Here is a 24,184-nt window from a genome sequence, read left to right on the forward strand (position 1 = left end):
CGCAAGTACGTCCGTGTAGGCTCTTACGCGGCATCCATGCCGCGTAAGGTCCCGCGACGGTGGGCGGGCAAGGACCTGTCGACATGGTCGGTGTGCTTGGTTGTGAGTAGTGCATGCCAGTAAGTTGCAGGGCACGCAACCAACTTTGCATGACACCTATCATCGCAGCCACTGAGTGGCACAACGTCGTCATACATGACATCGCCGCAGTGCCTGCGGCTAGCCGGTTGTGAGGTGCGTGCTACGCTCGGTCTTCTCACACAATGCATGGAGCACGTGATGAAGTTCTTGGCAGCAATGTTGATTGTGGTGTTTTGCACGAACAGCCTGTTGGGCAGTGCAGCCACGCATGCGGAACAGGGCGATTTGCGTGTGACGCGCAGCTATCCTGCAAATAGTCCGGCGGTGGCGCAAGTGCATCGCTGGTTGCTGGAGCAGCCGTCCAGGCTAAAGCCTCCGGCAAGCGCTGCCGCATTAGGCCAGGTGCGGACCAGCTACTTCACGCATGCGCCAGGAGCGGATCGGCGCACGGATCTGACCAGCACAGAGGTTGCCTTCCCTGTGCGTGGGCATAGCGGCGATGAGGTCGGCATCGATGCGTGTGGCGCCGGCATTCGCTATCAGTGGAAGTACCGATGGATGTCGTCGTCGGCAAATGCCGGTTGGCGATTGCTGGATTACCAATTCAAGCAGGTGCAAGACTGTGATGCCGCCATGGCGGATCCCGGGTTCGTCAAGCCGGCCGCACCGCGCAGCTGAGGTGAGCGTGTATAGCGCTTGCGGTCCATCGTGTCGCACGTTGCGGGTGCTACACGCAGCAAGCCTGGCACTAGTTATCTGTGTGCACGCAATGATGCGCTGCAGCGCACTTTCCACAGCTGCGTACGAAAAAACGGCTGCGCCGCAATGACGCAGCGCAACAGCGCATGACATGACATTGCGCTAGCACTTGCGCGGGTATACACGTTCGCATCGGACCATCGCAGCAGGAGACCATGATGAATGCGCTTCCCTCCACCAAGCCGTTGAATACCGACCCGACCTCGATTTTCAAACCGCGCTACGACAACTTTATCGGCGGTGCGTGGGTGGCGCCGGCGAGCGGCCAGTACTTCGACAACACTACGCCGATTAGCGGCAAGGTGTTCACCTCGATCGCGCGCTCCAACGCGCAGGACATCGAAGCGGCGCTGGATGCGGCGCATGCGGCCAAGGAGGCATGGGGCAAGACCTCCAGCACCGACCGCGCCAACGTGTTGCTCAAGATCGCCGACCGCATCGAGCAGAATCTGGAACTGCTCGCCTATGCCGAGACCTGGGACAACGGCAAGCCGGTGCGCGAAACGCTCAATGCCGATGTGCCGTTGTGCGTGGATCACTTCCGCTATTTCGCCGGCGCCATTCGCGCGCAGGAAGGCGGCATTTCCGAGATCGACAGCGACACCATTGCCTATCACTTCCACGAACCGTTGGGCGTGGTCGGGCAGATCATTCCGTGGAATTTTCCGCTGCTGATGGCGTGCTGGAAACTGGCGCCCGCCCTGGCCGCCGGCAACTGCGTGGTGATGAAGCCGGCCGAGCAGACCCCGGCGTCGATCCTGGTGTTGATGGAAGTGATCGGCGACCTGCTGCCGCCGGGCGTGCTCAACGTGGTCAACGGCTTCGGTCTGGAAGCGGGCAAGCCGCTGGCTAGCAATCCGCGCATCGCCAAGATCGCCTTCACCGGCGAAACCACTACCGGCCGGCTGATCATGCAGTACGCCAGCCAGAACCTGATCCCTGTGACGCTGGAGCTGGGTGGCAAATCGCCGAACATTTTCTTCGCCGATGTGATGGCCGAAGACGACGATTTTCTCGACAAGGCGGTGGAAGGCTTCGTGCTGTTTGCCTTCAACCAGGGCGAGGTGTGTACCTGCCCCTCGCGCGCGCTGATCCAGGAATCGATCTACGACAAGTTCATGGAAAAAGCGCTCGCACGTGTGGCCGCGATCAAGCAAGGCAACCCACTCGATCCCAACACCATGGTCGGCGCGCAGGCTTCCAGCGAGCAGCTGGAAAAGATTCTGGCCTACATCGATATCGGCAGACAGGAAGGCGCCGAAGTGTTGATCGGTGGCGAGCGCAACACGCTCGATGGCGAGTTGGCCGGCGGCTTTTACGTCAAGCCGACCGTGTTCAAGGGCCACAACAAGATGCGCGTGTTCCAGGAGGAGATCTTCGGCCCGGTGGTGTCGGTGACCACCTTCAAGGACGAGGCCGAGGCGCTGGCGATCGCCAACGACACGCTCTACGGCCTGGGCGCCGGTGTGTGGAGTCGCGATGCCTCACGCCTGTACCGCATGGGCCGCGCGATCCAGGCCGGGCGCGTGTGGACCAACTGCTACCACGCCTATCCGGCGCATGCCGCGTTCGGCGGTTACAAGCAGTCGGGCATCGGCCGCGAGAATCACAAGATGATGCTCGACCATTATCAGCAGACCAAGAACCTGCTGGTGAGCTATTCGCCGAAGGCGCTTCGGCTTTTCTGAGTGTTGTCATGGCAAGCGTGACCCAGGTTGCGCTTGCCGCACCATCAACTCACCAGACCGCCATGCCACCGTCCACCTTGCTATCGATGCCGGTCACGTACGCGCTCTCGTTGGAGGCGAGAAACAACGCAACGTTCGCAACTTCCTCGGGCTTGCCGAGCCGGCCGAGCAGGGTCTTGCCCAGCATGTAGTCGGCCCATTCCTTGTCCTGCAACTGCTCATGCGTCAGCCGCTCAGCGATGCGGTACTGACGATCGTGCCGCCACTCTCCTTGTGCAGTTGGTCCTCACCGATCGCGCGCAACTGTCGGCACAACGGCCGTCCGCCAGCTCGCCATTGACCTGGCACCTGGCAGACCTGTCCACCAAGCACGCGCTGCTGTTCAGCGGGCTGGGTTGGGGAGAGATGCCGCTGCATAAGGTGGACAAGGACCTCGCCGAGGGGCGCCTGGTCGAACTTGCAGTGCAGGGCCTGCCGCTTGATGGAGCGCAGTTGCCAATGTGCGCGATCTACCGCAGTGCCGCGCCCCCCGGGGCCTGCGGGCCGCTGGATGATCGATCGGCTCAAGCAGTGCGCAAGCACGCGTCGCAACAACGTGTTGACAGCCTGATAAGTGTGCTTTAATGTTGGTTACACACATTCACAAGCAGGCCGACATGCCCACCAGCACCCGCTTCGTCGTTGCGGTCCACATCCTGACGGCACTGGCCGTCAGCGATGGCAAACCGCTGCGCTCCGAAGATCTGGCGTACTCGGCCAATACCGGGCCGGTCGTGGTGCGCTCGTTGTTGTCGCGTCTGGCCGAGGCCGGCCTGACCCGCTCGCAGCTCGGGGCGGGCGGCGGCGCCCTGCTTGCCCGGCAGGCGAAGACGATACGGCTGCTGGACGTCTATCAGGCCGTCGAGGATACCGAGTTGTTTCCCACGCATCGAACGCCACCCTGCGAGAATTGCGCAGTCGGCGGAAACATCCTCGAAGCGCTTGGCCCGCCGCTGGCGCGGGCACGCAAGGCGCTTGAAGCGGAGCTGGCAAAAACCAGTATTGCGTCGGTCGCAGCAGAGGTGGCGCGGCTTGGAAAGTTTTCGATCCCGCTGGTGTGGTGAAGTTTTCCCAATAAATGTAATAGAGTAAGTGACACAAGTTTATTAATGAGCTGTTTGTACGTTCGATGCCTCAACACCCGATCGGCCCATGTGGCGCCGGCGGCCGCTTGCTTTCAACCCCAACGTCTTATCAGGAGAACATCATGAGTATCGGTATCATCGGTTCCGGCGCCCTCGGCTCCAACATTGCACGTTCGCTCGCCAAGCACGGAATTTCGGCCACCATTTCCAATAGCCGCGGCCCCGACTCGCTGGCAGCGCTGGTGCAGGAGCTGGGCCCGTCGATCACGGCGGGTACCACGGCGGAAGCGGCGAGTGCCGATATTGTCTTCGCGGCGATCCGCTGGAGCGATATCGAGAGCGTCCTGGGCAGCCTGCCGGCATGGAACGGCCGCATCGTGGTCGACGGCACCAATCCGGTCGAATTTCTGGACCCGAATTCGGAAGATGCGAAGGACCCCAGCAATCCGCTTGCCGCCTACGGCATCAAGGCGGTCGATCTGGGTGACAAGCATTCCAGCGAAGTGTTGAGCCAGTTCGTTCCGGGTGCACGCGTGGTCAAGGCATTCAACCATCTCGACGTCAACGTGCTGCCAGAGCCAGAGGTTGCCGGCGGCAAGCGTGTGCTGTTCTATTCGGGCGATGACGCAGATGCCAAGGCCGAGGTTCGCAAGATCATCGAGGCCGCCGGCTTCTTCGCGGCGGATCTGGGCTCGCTGGAGGTTGGCGGCCGGCTTGCCTCGTTGCCGTTCGGTGCATTGTCCACGCATAACTTCATCAAGATCTAAGCCCGCAACCTCTGATGAGGCGGCGCTTCATGCAGCGCCGCAGCGTGCCGCATCGGACAGCAGGCAGCTCCCCGCCACGACAGTTGTCCAATCGGCGCAGCCGCGTAGGTCGGGCTGCACCTTGCAGCACGGCCGCGTGACACTCTGCGGAGAACGCATGCGCGCAGCAGCGTGAGAGGCGTATCGTGCCTGACAGGGCGGCCTGATGCGGCTGCAGGAGGCCGACGATGCACCACACCACGCAATCCACCACGCAATCGGAGATGCCGCTGCAGGTCATGGCTACCTTGGCGGCGTTGCAGTTGATCGACACGCTGCGCGCACGGCATGGCGATGTGCTGTTCCATCAATCCGGCGGCTGCTGCGATGGGTCTTCGCCGATGTGCTTTCCGGTGGGCGACTTCATCGTCGGCGACCGCGATGTGCTGCTGGGCGAGATCGGCGGTGCGCCGTTCTATATCAGCGCCTCGCAGTTCGAGTACTGGAAGCACACCCAATTGATCATCGATGTGGTGCCGGGGCGCGGCGGCATGTTCTCGCTGGAAAACGGCGAGGGCGTGCGCTTTCTGGTGCGCTCGCGTCTGTTTGCCGATGACGAGTTCGCCCGACTGCAGCAGGCAGGTCGGGCGTAGGGCTGCTCTGCGCGGCTGGCATGCCTGCGCGTTGTTTCAGCTAAGTGTATTCAGCGGTCTGTCGCGGCCGATGGAGCAGTGCCCGGCTTCTTGGCCGGGGTGTCGCCATCGGCCGGAATCAGCTTGTCTGGCGCATCGCCTGCACCGCGGTCTTCGTAATGTTCGGCATCGCGCTTGCCGTGCTGTTCGCCGGGGTGGGTCGGTTGCTCGCGCAGTGGGTCGCGGGACATGGTGTTCTCCTGAGCTTTGCAGATGGGTACGCAGTTCACCGCGCGCGGGGTGAAGAGCATGCAGTCGCGCCATGCGGATGTCTCACGCATGGATCACGGCGCCAGCGTTACAGCTATGTGCTACCCCAACAGCACCCGGAGTCACACGCCGATGGCACGACCGATCTGGACCGGAACCCTCTCGTTCGGCTTGCTCAATGTGCCGGTGTCGCTGATGTCGGGCGAGCGCAAGGTGGATCTGCATTTCCGCATGCTCGATTCGCGCGACAAGAAGCCGATCCGCTTCGAGCGCGTCAATGCCGACACCGGCGACGAGGTGCCGTGGAAGGAGATCGTCAAGGCGTTCGAGTACGACAAGGGCAGCTATGTGATTGTGGAGGAGCAGGACATCCGCTCCGCCTCGCCGGAAAGTCACGAGACGGTAGAGGTGGAGACCTTTGTCGACGCCGCCGACATCGACCCGCGCTATTTCGAAAAGCCCTACATCCTGGTGCCCGGCAAGAAAGCCGAGAAAGGCTATGTGCTGCTGCGCGAAGCGCTGCGCGACACCGGCAAGGTGGGCATCGCCAAAGTGGTGATCCGCACGCGCGAATATCTGGCCGCGGTGATGCCGCAGGGCGATGCGTTGATTCTGCTGCTGCTGCGCTACCAGCAGGAAGTGGTGGACCCGCAGGACTTCAAGCTGCCGGCCGGCGCGGTGGGCGAATACCGCATCACGCCCAAGGAACAGGAGATGGCCAGGCAACTGATCGAGTCGATGTCCGGCACCTGGCAGCCGGAGGATTACCACGACGAATTCCGCGGCAAGCTGGAGCAGCTGCTGCGCAAGCGCATCCAGGAAAAGGGCGGTACCACCAAGGTGGATATCGAGCCGCCGCAGCACGAAGACGCCACCACCAACGTGGTCGATTTCATGTCGCTGCTGCAGAAGAGCCTGCAAGCCAATACACGCACGCCGGCCAAGAAAAGCAGTGCGCCGGCAGCGCCTGCCAAGAAAACCGCAACCAAGAAGGTGGCCAAGAAGGCCACCAAAAAGACCGCGAGCAAGCCGACCAAAACAGCGGCCGCGAAAGCGCCCCCGCGCCGCAAGGCCGGATAGGCCAGCCCATGTCACTGCACGACTACAACGCCAAGCGCCGCTTCGACCAGACACCGGAACCAGCCGGCGAGACGCCTGCGCGCGCCAGCAAGCAACCGATCTTCGTGGTGCAGCTGCACCACGCCAGCTCGCGCCATTACGACTTCCGTCTGGAAGCCGATGGCGTGCTCAAGAGTTGGGCCGTGCCGAAGGGTCCGTCGTTGCGCGCCGGCGAAAAACGCCTTGCGGTGCAGGTGGAAGATCATCCGTTGTCGTACGCCAGCTTCGAAGGCGATATCCCGCAAGGGCATTACGGCGCCGGGCATGTGGATGTCTTCGACCACGGCCATTGGCACTGCGAAGGCGACGCATTGGCGGCGCTGGAGGCGGGCAAGCTGGAATTCGAATTGCAGGGCACGTTGCTGCGCGGTGGCTTTGCGTTGGTGCGCACGCAGATGCGTGGCGGCAAACCGCAGTGGCTGCTGTTCAAGCGCACCGATGCCTACGCGGCCGATCTGGATGCCGATGCGCTGGTGGCGCAGCAGGCCGCCGGTGCATCGGGTGTGGCAACTTCGGCAACGCGTGCCAAGACAGCGTCGGTGACAACGCGCGGCAAGGCTAGCCGTGCGCAACGTGTGCCGCCAGAAGCAATCGCCGAGACATCGACAGTGACAAGCAAACGTGTGCGCTCAGGGCGTGCAGAGTCCAAACAGTGGCGCACCCGCGCCCTGGCGCTGGATGGTGCGCGCGATACGCCATGCCCAACCGAGCTGCGCGCGCAACTGACCTTGCTGCGCGAGCACGCGCCGGAGGGCGAGCGCTGGTTGCACGAGATCAAATGGGACGGCTATCGCCTGCTCGCCGATTTGGTCGATGGCGACGTGCAGTTGCGCTCACGCAACGACCAAGCCTGGACCCAGCGCTTCCCGGAGGTGGTGCGCGCCTTGCAGGCGTTGCCGGTGCGCGATGCGCGCCTGGATGGCGAGTTGGTGGTGCTGGACGTGCAAGGGCGCAGCGATTTCTCGGCGCTGCAACGCGCGCTCGATGGCAGCGTCACGCAGCCGCTGCGCTATATCGTATTCGACCTGCTCGGGGTCGCCGGGGTGGATCTGCGCGGCACCCCGTTGCTGCAACGCAAGCAACTGCTACGCGAATTGCTGGGCGATCAACCGGGCACGCTGGCATTTAGCGACCATGTGATCGGGCACGGCCCGGAAGTGTTCGCGGCCAGCGCCGGCACCGGCTGGGAAGGCATCGTCAGCAAGCTAGCCGACGCCCCTTATCGCGAAGGACGCAGCGCCGATTGGGTCAAGACCAAGCACGCAGACAGCGACGAGTTCGTGGTGGTGGGCTACACCGACCCCAAGGGCGCGCGCAGCGGCTTTGGCGCCTTGCTGATGGCGCAACGCGATGGCAAGACGCTGCGCTATGTCGGGCGTGTGGGCACCGGTTTCGACGATGCCTTGCTCGGCAAGATCACCACACTGTTGCAGGCGCTGCATAGCGACACCGCCACGCTGGAATTGCCCACGCATATTCCGGGGCGGCCACGCGATGTGCATTGGGTGCGACCGGTGTTGATCGCCGAGGTGGCGTTTCGCGGTTGGGCCAAGGAAGGGCTGCTGCGGCAAGCCGCGTTCAAGCGTTTACGTGAGGACAAACCCATGAGCGAGTTGAGCGGCGATCGCGCCGTGCCGGGCAAGCCGCGTGCTGCGAGCAAACATGGCGGTGCGACGACTGCCATTGCGCCTGCGCGCAAGACGCCGACGAAAAGAGCAGCCAAAACGACAGTCGAAGCATCCACCAAGACAACCAGCAAACGCGTGCATTCAACGGCATCGAAGACGAACGCCATATCGAAGACTGCAGCGTCCGAATCCAGGGCGTCGAAATCCGCAGCGTCCACATCCACATCCACAGACGGCATCACCATCACTCATCCCGAGCGCGTGGTGTTTCCTGCGCTCGGTATCAGCAAGGGCGATGTGGCTGACTACTACCGCGCAGTGGCGCCGCTGGTGCTGGCGGAGATCGCCCGCCGCCCGTTATCGCTGTTGCGCTGCCCCGACGGCGCCGGCGGCGAGTGCTTCTTCCAGAAGCACGAAGGTCGCCATCTGGGCGCGCATATCAAGGCGATTCCGCTAAAGCAAAAAAGCGGCACCGAGGACTACATCTACGTCGAAGATGCCGCTGGCCTGCTCGAGCTGGTGCAGATGAACACGCTGGAGCTACATCCCTGGGGTGCGCAGGTGGACGACCCGGAGCATCCGGATCGCCTGGTGTTCGACCTGGACCCCGGCGACGACGTGTCCTGGCCCGATGTGGTCGCCGCCGCGCGCGACATCCGCGCCAAGCTGCGCAGCGCAGGGCTGGAAAGCGCGGTGCGCCTGTCCGGCGGCAAGGGCCTGCACGTAGTGGTACCGATCGTTCCGGAGGCAGGCTGGGAGCAGGCACGCGATTTCTGCGAAGCGTTCGCACAGGCACTGGCAACGCACACCCCGGACCGCTACGTGGCGACCATGAGCAAGGCCAAACGCCACGGCGTGATCTTCGTCGACTGGCTGCGCAACGGGCGCGGCAATACCAGCGTGTGTTCGTGGTCGCTACGCGCCCGCGACAAGGCCACTGTCGCCGTGCCGCTGCGCTGGGAAGAACTCGGCAAGATCAGCGGCCCGGATGCGTTTCCAATGGACAAGGCATTGCAACGTGCCAAGCGTCAACGCGCAGACCCTTGGGAATCGGTGCTGGCGTTGCGGCAGTCCTTGCCCACGGGTGACGATCACAACTAAGAGCGGCTAACAAACATACTGCGCGACTGCTGCTCGGAATCGGCAAGTACCACTCGTAAACTCCGGTTCTGAGCGCGCCGTCCGCACCCACCTGACGACCGCTCGCCACGTTTTGTTGGCCGCTCTTAGTCGGAAGCTCAGGTCAAAAGCCTGGTTGGTCGAGGGCGCGGTGCCCTCACCGCTCGCGGGACACGCCGCAAGTACGTCCATGTAGGCTCGGTGGCGGCATCCATGCCGCCACACGGTCCCGCAATCGGTGAGGACACCGCACCAGAAAGTTTGCTGGCTGCTTTGTTAAAAACCATGCGCACCGAGCATCTCGATTGGTCCTTGTCCGCCCACCGGCGCGGGACCTTACGCGGCATGGATGCCGCGTAAGAGCTTACAGGGACGTACTTGCAGCGTGTCCCGCGACGGTGGGCGGGCAAGGACACTGCAGCCAAACCGCAGATCATCCGCTTTGCCACCGACGCATCCCGCATCCCGATGCGATCCCGTCAAGGCGAAACCGCACTCTCCCGCGTCACCCTGCTCAACGCATCGCCACTGATCTCGGCAATCGACCGCGTGCCGGTCAAGGTCATCGCCACCCGCATCTCGCGTTCGATCAGGGTCAGCAGATTCTCCACACCGGCCTGACCACCGGCCGCCAGCGCGTAGACGAACGCACGCCCCAATAGCACCGCATCGGCGCCCAGCGCCAGCATGCGCACCACATCCAGCCCGCTGCGGATGCCCGAATCGGCGAGGATCTTCAGCTCACCCTTGACCGCATCGGCAATCGCCGGCAACGCCCGCGCACTGGACAGCACGCCGTCGAGCTGGCGCCCACCATGGTTGGACACCACGATGCCGTCGGCGCCGAAGCGCACCGCATCGCGCGCATCGTCCGGGTCCAGGATGCCCTTGATCACCATCGGCCCGGTCCAGAATTCGCGGATCCATTCCAGATCCTTCCACGAGATCGACGGGTCGAAGTTCGCACCCAGCCAGCCGATGTAATCCGCCAGCCCGGTCGGGCTGCCGCGGTACGCCGAGATGTTGCCCAGATCGTGCGGCTTACCGAGCAAGCCCACGTCCCAGGCCCAGCGCGGATGCGTCACCGCCTGCAGCATGCGCCGCATTGGCGCATTGGGCCCGCTCATGCCCGAGTGCGCATCGCGGTAGCGCGCGCCCGGCGTGGGCATGTCCACGGTGAACACCAGCGTGGTCACCCCGGCCGCCTTGGCGCGCTCCAGCGCATTGCGCATGAAGCCACGGTCCTTGAGCACGTAGAGCTGGAACCACATCGGCCGCTCGATCGCCGGCGCCACCTCTTCGATCGGGCACACCGACACCGTGGACAACGTAAACGGGATCCCCCGCGCCGCCGCCGCACGCGCCGCCTGCACCTCGCCACGCCGCGCGTACATGCCGGTCAGCCCCACCGGCGCCAGCACCACCGGCATCGCCAGCGTCTCGCCGAACAGCTCGGTGCTCAAGCTCAGGTCCGACATATTGCGCAGCACCCGTTGGCGCAGCGCGATATCGGCCAGATCGGCGACATTGCGCCGCAAGGTGTGCTCGGCGTACGCACCGCCATCGATGTAGTGAAACAGGAACGGCGGCAAGCGCGCCTGCGCGGCGGCGCGGTAATCGGAAGCGGCGGAAATGATCATCGAAGACGCACGGCAGCTGCGGGGTAGCCGCTGAGTGTAAGACCATCGGTGTGGCGGGTGGACCGCGCTACAGCGTGCCTGGCGTAGCAGCAGGCCGATGCCGGGTGACTGGCGAGATAAACCAATGCGGCACGCTCGGCGTACTGCGCCAGCGGCGCACGCATTGCGGCTGCGGGCAAAGCGATAACAGGCGCCAGCTCAGTTCGCCGCATCACGGAAAACGGCGCACCGACTCACCCGGTAGCGGCAAAGTGCCCGTGAAATCCCAGCGGCACCGCATACGGCAACCAGGCCTGTGCGATCGGCCCGGCATCCACGTGGCGTGCATCCAGCACCATCAGGCCGGTGCGCGCACGGGTGGTGTCCAGCACGGTGCCGACCAGCCAGCCATCGTCTGGGCGCTCGCTGCCGGGGCGCGGCACGAACACGTGTTCTTCGGCCAGCATGTCCGGCCCGTAACGGTGCACCTGGCGGCGGTCGCGTTCCAGATCGTAACTGGCCACCGCGTTGAGAAACGGCGATGCGTTCGGCCCGTCGATGCACGGCGCATACAGCCGCGCGCCGCGCGTGCCGGGCGTGCGCGCATCGAAGGTCGGCAGTTCCAGGTTGTCCACCGCATGCGCCTGCCAGTGCGCGCGGCCGTTGCGTAGATCCAGGTGCAGGCTGCGCAGCTGCACCGGTGACGGCGTGGCCGCCGGGTCGCCGTGCATCGCGGCCCGCAATGGCGAGCGCGCCTCCTCCGGGTCGGTGTGGACCAGCGCGCGCACCACGATACGGTTGCGATGTTCGTAGGCATCGGCGAAGTGATAGGCCACCGCGAAGTCGGCTTCGAACCAGCGCGGTTGGTCCAGCGCATCCTTGGGCACCACCGCAATCCGGCACGCGGCGTCGGGGGTGAAGCGCATCTGCTCGAAGAACGGGCCCTCGCCATCCAGCCGGCGGTAGGGCGCCAGCACGAAGATCAGATGCCGCTGCGTCATCGCAAAGCTGTGCAGGTAGCCCGGCGCGTCGGTCTGCAGCAGTTGCGCGCTGCGCAGCACCGCATCGGCGCCGATGTGCCAGATCAGCACGCCGGTGGCGCCGATCACACCGATCGAGCCGAAGTTCCAGGCACTGCCATCGCGGTCGATCAGCGGATGCGCCGAGAACGGCATTGCCGCCAGGTCGTCGCGCCAGGTCACCGGGCCGAGCGTGCCCAGGGCATCGGGATCCAGTTCGATCGCCGAGCCGGCTTCCCATAACGCGAACAGGCGCCCATTGAGCATCGCCACCGAGGTGTTGGCAGTGTTGACGTCGTCGTTGTTGCGCGCCGGCTGCTGGTCCGGCACAGCGGTGCCGGCAGCGCGGTAGAGGAAGCGACCGGCCTGCTGTTCCTGGGTGAACTTGTGGGTGTCCACCATGCGCGCGTGGTGCTGCACCTGGCGGCCATCCAGCCGCCAGCGGTGCACCATGCCGTCGCCGTCGAACCAGTGGTCGTAGCGGAAGCCGGCGCGCTCGGTCCAGGCCGGGCCGTTGCGATACAAGCTGCCGGCCAGACCCTCGGGCAGCGTTCCTTGCAGTGCTGCCGTGGTGGGGCCGAAGTTTGGGCGGGTGACGCTGCGCCAGCCCAGCAGCCACGGCGTGCGTTGCAACTGCTCATGAAACCGTGCCGCTTCGGCTGCTTGTGCCGGAAAGCTGCGCAGCGCCCAGCCGCCAAGCGCAGCACTGCCGGTAGCTGTCAGCAAGGACTGCAGGAAACGACGGCGATGCATGCACTGCTCCTTGAGGAAACGTGGAAATGTCAGCGCATCTGCACGCTGATACGTTTGCCGGCAGCGGGCAGATCGAAAACGATCTCGTCAAAGCTGGGCTTGCGCATGCCGGTAGGGTTGTTGCTGAAGCCGTAGCCTTCCACCGGCATGCCGATCAAATTGGTGTCCAGCTTTCCATTGCTGTTTTCGTCGTGATTGATCATCACTGCGTAGCGGCCGGGGGCAAGGTTCTTGAACTGGATGTGCGGTGTAGCGCTGGTGATCGGCACCGTTTGCGCCTGCACCGGCGGCTGTGCGCTCTCCAGCTGCGCAGCCGAGGCGATCACCGCAATGCGCAACTTGCCTTGTTGCGAACGCAGGCCGCTGACGCCCACGTCCAGATCGGCGGCCTGGATGCCGGCGCTGCCGAGCAGGCCGACGAGTGCGACAACGACGTAGGTGCGGGCAAGCATGCAAGTCTCCTGACACGGGTGGGGATGCGACGCGTTGGGGGGCGATGGTACGTAGCGCCTCGACCCGGCGGCGGTGGTGGCGGTCGCAGATCGCCCCGCGCGTGGCTGCCCATATAGTGCGGCAACACGTCTGCCTGCACGCCACGTGGGCCGAACCTGTGTGCAAGCAGGCGAAGCACCCCTCATCGCAGGCGCCACACCGCTACCTTCGCAACCCTCACCACACCAACGGCAGCAACCGATGGCTCTGCTTCGCATACGCCGGGTACGCTACCGGAAACGCACGCTGCAATGCGGCCTCTTCGATCCGGATGCGGTGCAGGAAGACCCAGGTCACCGGCACCACGATCGCCGCCACCGACAACGCATTGCCCATGCCCAGCGCCAGCCCGTAAAAGGCCAGCAGCGCGCCGGTGTAGGAGGGATGGCGTAGCCAGCGATACGGGCCGCTGCGCACCAGCTGATGATCGGGCTGGATGGTCACATCCACCGTGAACCAGCGTGCCAGCACCTGGATGGCCCACACGCGCAACGCCAGCCCGCTGCCGATCAAGGCGCAGCCGGCCCACTGCAGCGGCGCGGCCCAGCCCTGCGGCCAATGGGCCAGGCCGCTGTAGGCCAGCACCACCGCAACGGCCACCGCTGCAGACAGCACCCGCCACAGGTGTTGCAGGGTGCCTTGATCGTGCGCGCCACCATCGCTGGCGCGGCGGCGGCTGAGCAGCAGTTGATAGCCGCCCCAGATCAGATTGAGCGCAAGAAACAGACTGGAAGCAGACATGGCGTGACTCCGTGGCGATGGGTGGGTTGGTCATGCCAGTGTGCGCACGCACCGCATCGACCACAGGGGCCGCAGGTCATCGATCCCACCTGCCGGAAGTCACTTTCTGCATGCGCACCATTGCCGAGTGGCCGCGCGGCCGTCAGCATCGCCGCATGAACTCTTCCCTGCGTCATCTTTTGCACCCCCTGCGCCTGGCCGGTGCGTTCACCATTGCCGCGGTGGCGTTGTCGTTTACGCCCGACACTTCAGCGCAGGGCGCCTGGCGCTGGGGCGTGCTGGCCGGCTTCACCGCGTTGTTTCTGCTGCACTCCCTGTTGCGGCCGCTGCCCGCGTTGCGCAACGGCGCGCTGCTGCTGCAAGCGGTCCTGGCACTGCTGCTGGTGTGGATGGAGCCGCATGCAGGCACTGCGCCGGTGCTGCTGGTGTTGCTGGTGGCGCAGGCAGGGATGGCCTGGCCGCCGTTGCGCGTGCTGCTGTTGGCGCTGGCATTGAACGCGGGCATGTACGCGGTGTTGGTGCAGGCCGGCATCGATCGCGCGCTGTCCATCGTCAGCATCTACGCCGGCTTTCAGGCCTTCGCCGCGCTCACCGCGCATTACGCGCGCACTGCCGAGCGTGCCCGCGATGCGCTGGCCTACGTCAATGCCGATCTGCTGGCCACCCGCGCGCTGCTGGCCGACAGCGCGCGCGATGCCGAGCGCCTGCGCCTGGCGCGCGAGTTGCACGATGTGGCCGGGCACAAACTCACCGCGATGAGCATCCATCTGCGCTTGCTACGTGCAGACCCCATGCTGGCGCCGCGCCAGGAGCTGGCGATGCTGGAAGGCCTTGCGCGTGAGTTGCTTGGTGACATCCGCAGCGTGGTGCAGTCGTTGCGCGACGATGCCGGGCTGGATCTGCACACCGCGCTGCATGCCCTGGCCGCGCCGTTTCCCAAACCGGTGCTGCAGCTGCAGATCGACCCGGCCGTACGCGTGAGCGACCCGCAAATCGCCGAAGCCCTGCTGCGGCTGGTACAGGAAGCGCTGACCAATGCCGCACGCCACGGCGAGGCCGACACCGTGCAGGTGTCGCTGCACACCCATGACGGCCAGCTACACATCGACATCCAGGACGATGGCCACTGCGCCGAGCAGATCCGCGAGGGCAACGGCATCGCCGGCATGCGCGAGCGGCTGGCGGCCTTGCATGGCCAGTTGCAACTCGGCCGCGCCGCGCACGGCGGCATGCAGTTGACCGCGAGGTTGCCGGCATGAGCGCGCGCCGCATCGCATTGGCCGACGACCAGGTGCTGGTCCGCGCCGGCTTGCGCGCGTTGTTGCAGCAGCAGGGCGTGGAGGTGGTCTGCGAGGCCGACGACGGCCAGGGCCTGCTGGACGCGCTCGTCATCAACACGGTGGACGTGGTGCTCAGCGACATCCGCATGCCCGGCCTGGACGGTATCCAGGCGCTGCAGCAATTGCGCGCCCGCGGCGACCGCACGCCGGTGCTGCTGCTCACCACCTTCGACGACAGCGACCTGCTGCTACGCGCGACCGAGGCCGGCGCGCAAGGTTTCCTGCTCAAGGACGCCGCCCCGGAAGACCTGCGCGAGGCGATCGAGCGGGTGGCCAACGGCGAGACCCTGCTGCAGCCGGTCAGCACCGACCCGGTGCGCGCGCGCTACCAGTTCCGCGACCAGCAGCCCCCGCGCGAGACCTTCAGCGAGCGCGAGGTGGCGATCCTGCGCCTGCTCGCCGGCGGTTACTCCAACAAGGAGATCGCCCGCACCCTGTTCCTGGCCGAGGGCACGGTGAAGAATTACGTCTCCACCATCCTGGAAAAGCTCGGCACCCGCGACCGCACGCGCGCGGTGTTGAAGGCGATCACGTTGCGGGTGATTTGAGGGTTGGGATTGGGAATGGAAATCGGGAATGGGGAATGGGGAATGGGGAATGGGGAATGGGGAATGGGGAATGGGGATTGGGGATTGGGGATTAGGGATTAGGGATTAGGGATTAGGGATTAGGGATTAGGGATTAGGGATTAGGGAGTCGTAAGAGCGGGGCTGGAGCGGGCGCTGGAAGGGTGAGACTGGCGTCGAAGTCGAGCCGCAAATCGGGAGCCGGAGGCCAGCCCCTCTCCCTTCGGGAGAGGGGTTGGGGTGAGGGTACGGGGCGAAGCCACACTTGGAACGAGATGACACGAGGCTTCGCCCGTACCCTCATCCGCCCCTGCGGGGCACCTTCTCCCGAGGGGAGAAGGAACAGCCCTTGGTCAGCGGGCTTGGCGCCCGCCGCCTGCCCCTAGTCCCGGTCCCGGTCCCGGTCCCGGTCCCCCGAGGTTCGCTCTCGTCGACGGTGGCACTGGCCCATTCATCTCGGCCGAAGGGCGAAGCTCTACTGAGCTGCTACCACCACACGCAAGAGCCAGCTCGGCGCCCAGACACATCGCCACCTCATTTACATGACGATATCTCGCTAGTGTGCATGACGTTGTTTTACAAAGAATTTCCCAGCTTCTGCAGAATTGGGCAACAACCGTAAGGTTGCCGTCAGGTCGCACCGGCGGCCAGGCGCGAAGGTCGTCTGGCGGCCACCAACGCCGCTCGGGGACGCGCCGCGCTCCGGTCTGCCGCGGAGTCCGTCATGCGCCTGGTCCGATACCTGTTCGTGTTGATCGTCGTGCTGTCCACCAGTGCCTGGACGGCACCTACCCAGCCCGAATTGCCGGGGACCTGGCCCCGTGCCGCGCTGTTGACCCAACCCGCCACGGCCGAGCGTGACCTGCGAGTGGCCGTGGGTCGCTGTGATCTGGCAGTGCAGGGACCCGCGGCCGGAGCATGCGATAGCGCGGCCGCCCACGCCGATCAGCGCGGTTGCGCACAGGGCCTGGCGTGTCGGCAAGGGGCAGGGCGTGGAGCTGGCCGTAACGACCGCGACCGCGAGCATGCCCAGCGTGCTGGCAATACGCAGCCAGATCAACGTGGCTTTCAGCAACCTGTCTGATCGGGGATGACGGCGCGCAGCTGCCGAAGTCGAATGCGACAGTCGGAATGCGGCACCGCACTGACAGACGCACCGGCAAGCACCCAACCACGGCGGCGTGACTGCCTGGGCTGAGCGCTTGCCGTTATCCAGTCCGCTTGCGACCTGGCAGCCGGCGTCGTCGTGGGGCAAGGCCCAACTGCCTGGTCCAGCACGCTGACTGCCTGGCGGCGAACCGCCAGACAGATGCCGGCGTGGGGATTATTGCGGTGAGATTTGCGGATCGTTGCCGACCTGCGGGTCGCAGCTGAACAAGAGTTTGCGCTTCTCGTCTTCGATGATCACGGTCAAGAAAATCAGCGTCGCCTTGTTATTGCGATTGACGACCGACACGCTGCGCCCATCGTCGGCGATCTTCGGCTCCTCGAGCTGGTCGTGCGCGTCCGAACTCAGCAGACTGCGAATGCGAAACTGATAGGGCACGTCTACATCGAAACGGTAGACCAAGGTCACATCTTGTTGCCCCTTGCCTACCAGCAGCAGGTCCGGCGAGAAGCTGTAGAAATACTCGCCTTTCCCGCTGTTGCCGCCAAAATCCACACGCGCCACGGTGAGAGTGATGATGATGCTCGCGTTCTCATTCGATTCCGTCATGACTTGTCCTGTTCCTTGAATAGCGGGGCATAGAGGGAGACGAATCCCGGGTGGCGGTAGCCCGCGTGATACAGCCATCCGAGCTGTTGCGTAACGGCGCTGCGCTGGCCCAGGTGCACCTGCGCGCGAATCCAGGGGTCGAGCAGGTTCTTGTCGCGGCTGTTGGCGATGTCCTTGCCGAGCACCGCCACCGCGCGTTGCCACGCCGCGCGAGCACCGGCGCCGTTGCCGGCAGCGGCCTGCTGTTCGCCGTGCCAGACCAGCGCCTGGGCCAGGGCCGAGAGGCCGAGCAGATCGTCGGGCCTGGCGCGATGCAACGCATCCAGCTGCGCAACGATCGGTGCAAGGCTGTCGGCATTCGTGTCCGAGCGGGCGGTGTGCACCCGCTGCAAGCGCAGCGCGATGATGGCGTCCAGCCATTGCCATTCCGGCAACGGTTGCGCCTGTTTCAGCACATCGGCCATGGTCTGGCGGGCCCGGTCGAGGTGGCGCTCGGCCAGATCGGGATGCCCGTCCAGTGCGGCCATCCAGCCGACCTGTGCGTCGGCGTGCGCCAGATCGCGACGCCAGGCGACATTGTCCGGTTGCAACGCCACCAGTGCCTGCAGCATGCGCACGCTGTTCTGCGCATCGGTCTGCGCCTGCACCAGATGGCCGCGCGCCAGTGCCAGGTTGGAGGTGCGGATCAGCGATCCGGCCAGACGCCGCCGCCAGGCATGCGCGTCGGGATCTTGTTCGACCAGTGCGCCCAGCATGGCGATCTGCTCGCGGTAGCCCTGCTCGGCAGGTGCCAGCAAGCCCTGCATTTCCTGGGTCAGACTGAGCCAGGACAAGCTGTCGACAAGTTCGTAACGCAGCGATGCGTTGTCCGGCGTGCGTGCCAGCAGCTGGCGTTTGAGTGCGATCGAGCGCGCGAAGAAACCGATCGCGGCGTTGGTCTGGCCTTGCTCCTTGGCCAGCGTGCCAAGGTTGTTGAGTGCGTAGGACAGCTCCAGTTGCCAGCGCGGATCCTGCGGCGCGGTGCGCACCAGCCATTCGCAGGCCGCCAGATACTGCGACCAATACCGGTGCGCCAGCGGCAACTGCTTGCCTTTGTAGGCAAGGTCCCCCAGCCAATATGCGGTTTGCCCGGTTTCGGCCTGCGCCTCCAGCGAGCCGGGCGCACGCACACGTGCCTGCTCGGCCGTGGCAGCGGCACGCGTAAATGCCGCATGCGCTTCGTCCAATTTGCCCTGATTCATCAGCACTTCGCCGGTGGTGCGCAGGGCGCGTGCGTGGTTGATCAGATCGCCAGGCTGCATGCTCGCGTTGGGCAGGTCTTCCAGATAGCGCAGCGCGCGGCTGCCCACGCTGTCGAGCAGTTTGAGGTTGCCCACGGTGCGCAATTGCTCGGCCAGATCGCCCAGCATGTAGCTCACCAGTTGCTGCGCCTGGTCGCGGCGTTGTTCGGCCACTTGCTGCGCTTGCCGCGCTTGCCAGCCCAGCAGCATCGAGGCGCTTGCCAGCACCACCAGCAAGGTCGCCGCCACCGCATACATCCCGCGCCGTTGCCGCTGCGAGCGCTCGCAGGCATGCAGGAACGCGTGATCCACCGCGCCCAACTCCTGCGGCATGCGCCGCGCCGCTTCGCGCGCTTCGCTCAAGGGGCGCCCGCTGTTGAGCAGATGATCGGTGCGCCGGCCTTCGGCGGCCCAGCGCTGTGCGGCCAGTTGCAGGCGTTTGTGGGCCTGCAGCAGGCGGCGGTTTTCATGGATCCACTCGGCCGCGCGCGGCCATTGCCGCAGCAAGGCTTCATGCGCAACCGCAAACCCCGGCTCGCCTGCGACCAATTCGCTGACGAACAATCGCGCATGCACGAAGGCATCCACCAACACGCGTGCAGCGCTGTTCTGGGGCAATGCCGACCACAACGCACGCCGCGCGGTCACCGCATCGCTGTCGGGATGGATCACGCTCAGCAACGTCAGCACCTCGCCGAGCGCGGCCTGCGCGGTGGGCGGCAAGGCACGAAATGTGTGTTCGGCATGGTGTGCCAACGCGCCTTCCAGCCCGCCCAGTGCGCGGTAGGCCGCAAAGGTCAGCAGGCCATCGTCGCTGCGTTGTGCGTGCAGTGCATGCAACAAGTGCTGCAGCAACGGCAAGGCATCGGGCTGGCGCGCGGTGGCGTCGCGCAGTACATCATCCAGGCGGCTGGCGCTGTCGCGGTCTTCTTCGAAGCGCAGCCCGGCCATCGCTGCAGGCACCCGAATGATTTGGCCGATCTCGCCATCGCGCGGCGGCAGCAGATCCACATGCCCGTCGCCACGTTTGAGCTCCACGATCTGCGGCAAGGCATCGATCAGGCGCGGATAGAAATCGCTGCGGGTGAGCATCAGTACCGCCACCTGCGCGCTGCTGCACAGCGATTGCAATGCGGCAGCCAATGCGGCGCGGTCGGCATCGGTGATACCGGGGGTGGCCACCATCGCTTCGGCATGGTCGATCACCAACAGCAGATGGCGTTGGGTCTGCAGGCTGTCGCGCGCCGGGGCGCTCTGGCGCATTGCCTCGCCAATGGCCGCATGCAGTGGTGCCGGGCGTTGCAACCAATCGGGCAGCAGCGCCGTCTGCGCCGGCGAAAATACCGCGCGCCCGTTCGGTGCCCAGTCGCCGAGTGCGCGCGCCAGCGTGTCCAGCACATCGCCGCCATGGCACTGCGCCAGGTTGCAATAGGCCACCGCCACCGCTTCCAGGCCATCCAGGCCGCCGGGCTGCGACAACAACGGCACCACGCCGGCGCGCAGCAGGGATGTCTTGCCGCAACCGCTGGCACCGCTCACCAGCACCAGCCCGCGTTGGCTGTGCAACTGCGCGCGCATCGCGCTCAATACCTGCGCAATGGCGTGGCTACGGCCGAAAAACACCTCGGCATGCGCGGGAGCGAACGCCTGCAACCCCACGTAGGGATTGCCGTGCTCCCACGCCCGCGCGCCAATCACGACGCCGCGATAATCCTCGGGAAACACCACTTTGGGCAGCAGCCGGTAACCGCGCTTGCGGATGGTTTCGATGTAGCGCGGTTGGCGGCTGTCGTCGCCGAGTTTGCGGCGCAGCTGGGCGATGGTCTTGTGTACCGGGTTGTCGCCGTAAAAGCTGCCGTGCCACACCTCGATCAACAACTGCTCGGCGCTGATGACCTCGCCTGCGCGCTCGGCCAGCGCGATCAGCACTTCCATCATGCGCGGTTCCAGCGTGATGGTCTGGCCGTCATCGATCAGCGCCAGCCGTTCCGGCTCGACCAGCAATGGCCCAAGCCGAAACCGTGGGACGGAGCTCAGCTGCGTGACGCGCTCGCTTCGAAGAGACATCGCTCGGATACCGGTCGCACAGCTGGAAGGGACCTCGACGATCGCCAACAGGCGCAGCCAGGCACGGCACGGCAGGCGCAAAAAATAGCACAGGCGGCCCGGCAGGAAATCGATGGTGATCGCTGTTCGTTCGCGCCTGTGCGCTGAAGATGCATGCGTTGCACGCCACACCGTGTGGCGATACCGGCGTCTTCACGCGCATCCATACAGCAGCGTGTGTTGCGCATCAGGCTGTTTCGCGCGCAGCCCACCGATTAAGATGCCGCCAGCATCTTGCTGACGAGGAGTACACGTTGATCATCCATCCCAAAGTGCGCGGCTTCATCTGCACCACCACGCATCCGCTTGGCTGCGAGCGCAATGTGCTCGAGCAGATCGCCGCCACGCGCGCCGCGGCGTGCGTCGCGACGGCCCGAAGAAGGTGCTGGTGATCGGCGCGTCCAGCGGCTACGGCCTGGCTTCGCGCATCACCTCTGCCTTCGGATTCGGCGCCGACACGCTGGGCGTGTTCTTCGAAAAGCCCGGCACAGCCACCAAGGCCGGTACCGCCGGCTGGTACAACTCGGCTGCGTTCGACAAGCATGCCAAGGCCGCGGGTCTGTACAGCAAGTCGATCAATGGCGATGCGTTCTCCGATGCGGCGCGTGCGCAGGTGATCGAGCTGATCAAGAGCGAGATGGGCGGCCAGGTCGACCTGGTGGTGTATTCGCTGGCCTCGCCGGTGCGCAAGTTGCCGGGCACTGGCGAAGTGAAGCGCTCGGCGCTCAAGCCGATCGGCCAGACCTACACCGCCACCGCCATCGACACCAACAAGGACACCATCATCCAGGCCTCGATCGAGCCGGCGACAGAGCAGGAGATCGAAGACACCATCACCGTGATGGGCGGGCAGGATTGGGAATTGTGGATCGACGCGCTGGAAGGTGCCGGCGTGCTCGCCGATGGCGCGCGCAGCGTGGCCTTCAGCTATATCGGCACCGAGATTACCTGGCCGATCTACTGGCACGGCGCGCTGGGCAAGGCCAAGGTGGATCTGGACCACACCGCGCAGCGTTTGAATGCGCGCCTGGGCAAGCACGGCGGCAGCGCCAATGTGGCGGTGCTCAAGTCGGTGGTGACCCAGGCCAGTGCGGCCATTCCGGTGATGCCGCTGTATATCTCCATGGTCTACAAGATCATGAAGGAAAAGGGCCTGCACGAAGGCACCATCGACCAGCTGGACCGCCTGTTCCGCGAGCGCCTGTACCGCGAAGACGGCCAGCCTGCCGAGGTGGACGACGAAAACCGCTTGCGCCTGGACGACTGGGAACTGCGCGACGACGTGCAGGACGCCTGCAAGGCGCTATGGCCGCAGGTCACCACCGAGAACCTGTTCGCCCTCACCGATTACGCCGGCTACAAGCACGAGTTCCTCAAGCTGTTCGGCTTCGAGCGTGACGATGTGGATTACGACGCCGAGGTGGAGACGGACGTGAGGTTCGATTGCATCGAGTTGGGCTGAGAATCGGGAATCGGGAGTGGGGAATCGGAAAAGCCGTGGCGGCTTGGCACGCTGGTTGTGCAGTACGCAGTGCTTTGACTGTTTCCGACTCCCGACTCCATCCCAATGCCAAATCCCGGCGCTAAAGGTCGAGACGCCGCTATGAATCGCAGGCTTTCATGTCGATCACTGGTTCGGCAGGGACGTGGCTTGATTGTTGAACCACATCCACACTGCATGGAGCGCACGAGGTCATGGACAAACTGATCGCTATCCTGGTGCTGGCCATCCTGGTCAGCGTGACCTGTGCCGTGCTGCTGCGCTTCGTCAAGCTGCACTGGTCACTCAAGGCAATCTGCAATTTTGTGATCACCACGGCCATCGTCTGTGCCGTGGTCATGCAGGACGGCTCGGCGCCGGACTGGCAGTTCGCACTGATGCTCACGCTGTTCTTCAGCGTACCGGCCTCGCTGTGCGTGGTCCTGCTGAGCGCAGCGCTGAAGTGGATCATCAACAAACGCCGCGCACCTGCGCCCGCCTGAAACGCGTGAGTGCAGCGAGCAACACGTAGCAAGCATCTACTCGCCGCCCGCGATCGCGCATCACATCGCACAATCGCGCGTCAGCTCCGAGCGCACCGCGCGCTGTTAGCAACAAACCTGGCTAAAGCGCTGAAAGCCAGCGCTCTTGAATGCTCTTACGATTCCCCAATCCCGATTCCCCAATCCCAGCTTTTCACCGCCTCACATCAAACCGCGCATCGCCCACACAGGCCTGCACATCGGCCACCGACAGCGGATTGAAATCGCCGGGAATCGAGTGCTTCAAACACCCCGCCGCCAGGCCGAAGCGCACCGTGTCCTCCAGCGACCAGCCCTCGATCAAGCCGTGCAGCACGCCGGCCGCGAAGGCATCGCCGCCGCCGATGCGGTCGATGATCGGGGTCAGTTCCTCGCTCGGCGCGCGTGCCACCTCGCCACCGCGTGGCACCAGCATCGCGCCCAGGCTGTGGTGGTCCACGTTGTGCGCCACGCGCTGCGTGCAGGCCATCAACTGCAGTCGCGGGAACGCCGCGAAGGCCTGCTGCGCGGCCGCTTCCACGCGCGCTTCCAGCGTGTCCTGCGGGAACTCGCCACCGAGCACCACACCGATATCGCGGTAGTCGGCAAACACCACATCCGCACAGTCGAACAGCTGGTGCAGGATGCTGCGCGCATCGCCCTGCCAGCGCTGCCATAGCTTGGGCCGGTAGTTACCGTCGAATGAGACCTTGACCCCGGCCGCACGTGCGGCGCGTGCGGCCGCCAGCGTGGCCTGCGCCACATCGGCGCCCAGCGCCGGGCTGACCCCGGACAGATGCAGCCACTGCACGCCCTCAAGCAGACGCGGCCAGTCGTAGGCATCGGCCGGCGCCAGCGCAAACGCCGAATCGGCACGGTCGTAGACCACTTCGCTGGGGCGATGGATCGCACCGGTGGTCAAAAAGTACAGACCCATGCGTCCATCCACCTGCCGCACATGGCGCGTGTCCACGTCGTGCCGCCGTAGTTCGCCCAGCACTGCCGCACCCAGCGGGTTGTCCGCCACCGTGCTGACCATGGCCACCTCGTGGCCGAAATGCGCCAGCGATACGCCAACGTTGGCCTCCGCCCCACCGCAATGCACATCCAGCCGAGGCTGCTGCAGCAGCAGCTCGTGACCAGGCGCCCCCAGGCGCAACAACAACTCTCCAAAGCACAGGATGCGGGCACGACTCATGCGGCAATTACCTCGTCTGTGTGGTGCGTCACGGGGTGGGGAGACCGGGACGCGTCAGGATGACCATCGGTGTCATTCTAGCCGTCGTGATAGACGACCAATCACAAGAATAATGCGACGTGCAGGGGCTGGTTGCACCCCTTTTGTGCAAATTAGGTGAGGTTTTCTGCTGCGCTGCAAGATGTT

At 64.9% G+C, this 24,184-nt stretch carries 21 protein-coding genes, 1 other RNA gene and 1 pseudogene; 14 read left to right on the top strand and 9 right to left on the bottom strand.

All coding sequences use genetic code 11. From position 1 onward, the window contains the following. Positions 1-279: 279 nt before the first annotated feature. A complete protein-coding gene (locus NDY25_RS11315; protein ID WP_233366598.1) occupies positions 280-759 on the top strand; it encodes a hypothetical protein in 480 nt (159 codons plus the stop codon). Positions 760-998: 239 nt separating this feature from the next. Then, positions 999-2,528 carry an aldehyde dehydrogenase gene (gene adh / locus NDY25_RS11320; RefSeq protein WP_256627954.1) on the top strand — a complete coding sequence of 510 codons (1,530 nt, stop codon included), beginning with the start codon at positions 999-1,001 and terminating at the stop codon, positions 2,526-2,528. Positions 2,529-2,577: 49 nt separating this feature from the next. On the opposite strand, the gene NDY25_RS11325 is transcribed toward adh, so the two are convergent. Then, positions 2,578-2,742, bottom strand: coding sequence for an SDR family oxidoreductase (locus NDY25_RS11325; protein ID WP_343204266.1), 165 nt, complete (start codon positions 2,740-2,742; stop codon positions 2,578-2,580). 59 nt (positions 2,743-2,801) lie between these two features. Between NDY25_RS11325 and NDY25_RS11330 the strand changes: the two genes are divergently transcribed. The 4 genes from NDY25_RS11330 (at position 2,802) to NDY25_RS11345 (ending at position 5,051) form a co-directional block, all read left to right on the top strand. Next, entirely contained in the window at positions 2,802-3,152 is a 351-nt protein-coding gene (locus NDY25_RS11330) for a hypothetical protein (protein ID WP_256627955.1), read from the top strand. Between the two features lie 32 nt (positions 3,153-3,184). Then, positions 3,185-3,631, top strand: a complete 447-nt coding sequence (locus NDY25_RS11335) for an Rrf2 family transcriptional regulator (RefSeq protein ID WP_168959197.1) — start codon at positions 3,185-3,187, stop codon at positions 3,629-3,631. A gap of 143 nt (positions 3,632-3,774) precedes the next feature. After that, positions 3,775-4,419, top strand: coding sequence for an NADPH-dependent F420 reductase (locus NDY25_RS11340; RefSeq protein WP_168959198.1), 645 nt, complete (start codon positions 3,775-3,777; stop codon positions 4,417-4,419). Between the two features lie 227 nt (positions 4,420-4,646). Then, the gene (locus NDY25_RS11345; protein WP_168959199.1) at positions 4,647-5,051 is read left to right on the top strand and encodes a DUF779 domain-containing protein; all 405 of its coding nucleotides are present in this window, start codon (positions 4,647-4,649) and stop codon (positions 5,049-5,051) included. Between the two features lie 50 nt (positions 5,052-5,101). Here the strand turns inward: NDY25_RS11345 and NDY25_RS11350 are convergent, their stop codons facing one another. Continuing rightward, on the bottom strand, positions 5,102-5,281 hold the full coding sequence (locus tag NDY25_RS11350) for a hypothetical protein (RefSeq protein ID WP_168959200.1): 180 nt from the start codon (positions 5,279-5,281) through the stop codon (positions 5,102-5,104). A gap of 151 nt (positions 5,282-5,432) precedes the next feature. Here NDY25_RS11350 and ku point away from each other — a divergent pair, with 151 nt between their 5' ends. From ku to NDY25_RS11365, 3 genes are all read left to right on the top strand, one after another. Then, positions 5,433-6,380, top strand: a complete 948-nt coding sequence (gene ku, locus NDY25_RS11355) for a non-homologous end joining protein Ku (protein ID WP_256627956.1) — start codon at positions 5,433-5,435, stop codon at positions 6,378-6,380. Between the two features lie 8 nt (positions 6,381-6,388). Further along, positions 6,389-9,148 (top strand): DNA ligase D, encoded by a 2,760-nt coding sequence (gene ligD / locus NDY25_RS11360; RefSeq protein ID WP_256627957.1) that lies wholly within the window; start codon positions 6,389-6,391, stop codon positions 9,146-9,148. Between the two features lie 44 nt (positions 9,149-9,192). Further along, a non-coding RNA gene (locus tag NDY25_RS11365) (sX9 sRNA) lies at positions 9,193-9,269 on the top strand. A gap of 376 nt (positions 9,270-9,645) precedes the next feature. On the opposite strand, the gene lldD is transcribed toward NDY25_RS11365, so the two are convergent. The 4 genes from lldD to NDY25_RS11385 form a co-directional block, all read right to left on the bottom strand. After that, complete coding sequence (lldD, locus tag NDY25_RS11370; RefSeq protein WP_168959203.1) at positions 9,646-10,806, bottom strand: FMN-dependent L-lactate dehydrogenase LldD; 1,161 nt, start codon at positions 10,804-10,806, stop codon at positions 9,646-9,648. A 233-nt stretch (positions 10,807-11,039) separates the two neighbouring features. Next, complete coding sequence (locus NDY25_RS11375; RefSeq protein WP_168959204.1) at positions 11,040-12,557, bottom strand: carotenoid oxygenase family protein; 1,518 nt, start codon at positions 12,555-12,557, stop codon at positions 11,040-11,042. 29 nt (positions 12,558-12,586) lie between these two features. Continuing rightward, positions 12,587-13,009, bottom strand: coding sequence for a DUF2141 domain-containing protein (locus tag NDY25_RS11380; protein ID WP_168959205.1), 423 nt, complete (start codon positions 13,007-13,009; stop codon positions 12,587-12,589). Positions 13,010-13,226: 217 nt separating this feature from the next. After that, the gene (locus NDY25_RS11385; RefSeq protein WP_256627958.1) at positions 13,227-13,790 is read right to left on the bottom strand and encodes a methyltransferase family protein; all 564 of its coding nucleotides are present in this window, start codon (positions 13,788-13,790) and stop codon (positions 13,227-13,229) included. A 32-nt stretch (positions 13,791-13,822) separates the two neighbouring features. On the opposite strand from NDY25_RS11385, the gene NDY25_RS11390 reads away from it, so the two are divergent. The 3 genes from NDY25_RS11390 (at position 13,823) to NDY25_RS22940 (ending at position 16,780) form a co-directional block, all read left to right on the top strand. After that, a complete protein-coding gene (locus tag NDY25_RS11390; protein WP_168959207.1) occupies positions 13,823-15,049 on the top strand; it encodes a sensor histidine kinase in 1,227 nt (408 codons plus the stop codon). Beyond that, a complete protein-coding gene (locus NDY25_RS11395) occupies positions 15,046-15,678 on the top strand; it encodes a response regulator transcription factor (protein WP_168959208.1) in 633 nt (210 codons plus the stop codon). Before NDY25_RS11390 ends, NDY25_RS11395 begins: the two co-directional genes overlap by 4 nt. 742 nt (positions 15,679-16,420) lie before the next feature. After that, a complete protein-coding gene (locus tag NDY25_RS22940) occupies positions 16,421-16,780 on the top strand; it encodes a hypothetical protein (protein ID WP_343243425.1) in 360 nt (119 codons plus the stop codon). A 240-nt stretch (positions 16,781-17,020) separates the two neighbouring features. On the opposite strand, the gene NDY25_RS11405 is transcribed toward NDY25_RS22940, so the two are convergent. Both NDY25_RS11405 and NDY25_RS11410 read right to left on the bottom strand, forming a co-directional pair. Further along, positions 17,021-17,413, bottom strand: a complete 393-nt coding sequence (locus NDY25_RS11405) for a hypothetical protein (RefSeq protein ID WP_168959210.1) — start codon at positions 17,411-17,413, stop codon at positions 17,021-17,023. Next, positions 17,410-20,760: an nSTAND1 domain-containing NTPase gene (locus NDY25_RS11410; RefSeq protein ID WP_168959211.1), complete on the bottom strand. Its 3,351-nt coding sequence runs from the start codon at positions 20,758-20,760 to the stop codon at positions 17,410-17,412. The genes NDY25_RS11405 and NDY25_RS11410 overlap by 4 nt, the downstream gene beginning before the upstream one ends. A 293-nt stretch (positions 20,761-21,053) precedes the next feature. Between NDY25_RS11410 and fabV the strand changes: the two are divergent. Together fabV and NDY25_RS11420 are read left to right on the top strand one after the other, a co-directional pair. Continuing rightward, a pseudogene (fabV, locus tag NDY25_RS11415) lies at positions 21,054-22,261 on the top strand (enoyl-ACP reductase FabV). Between the two features lie 233 nt (positions 22,262-22,494). Then, positions 22,495-22,782, top strand: a complete 288-nt coding sequence (locus tag NDY25_RS11420) for a hypothetical protein (RefSeq protein WP_168959213.1) — start codon at positions 22,495-22,497, stop codon at positions 22,780-22,782. Between the two features lie 193 nt (positions 22,783-22,975). On the opposite strand, the gene NDY25_RS11425 is transcribed toward NDY25_RS11420, so the two are convergent. Then, entirely contained in the window at positions 22,976-23,998 is a 1,023-nt protein-coding gene (locus NDY25_RS11425; protein ID WP_168959214.1) for a sugar kinase, read from the bottom strand. Positions 23,999-24,184: the final 186 nt, after the last annotated feature.

Source organism: Xanthomonas hortorum pv. pelargonii (genome assembly GCF_024499015.1).
GTDB classification, from domain to species: domain Bacteria; phylum Pseudomonadota; class Gammaproteobacteria; order Xanthomonadales; family Xanthomonadaceae; genus Xanthomonas; species Xanthomonas hortorum_B.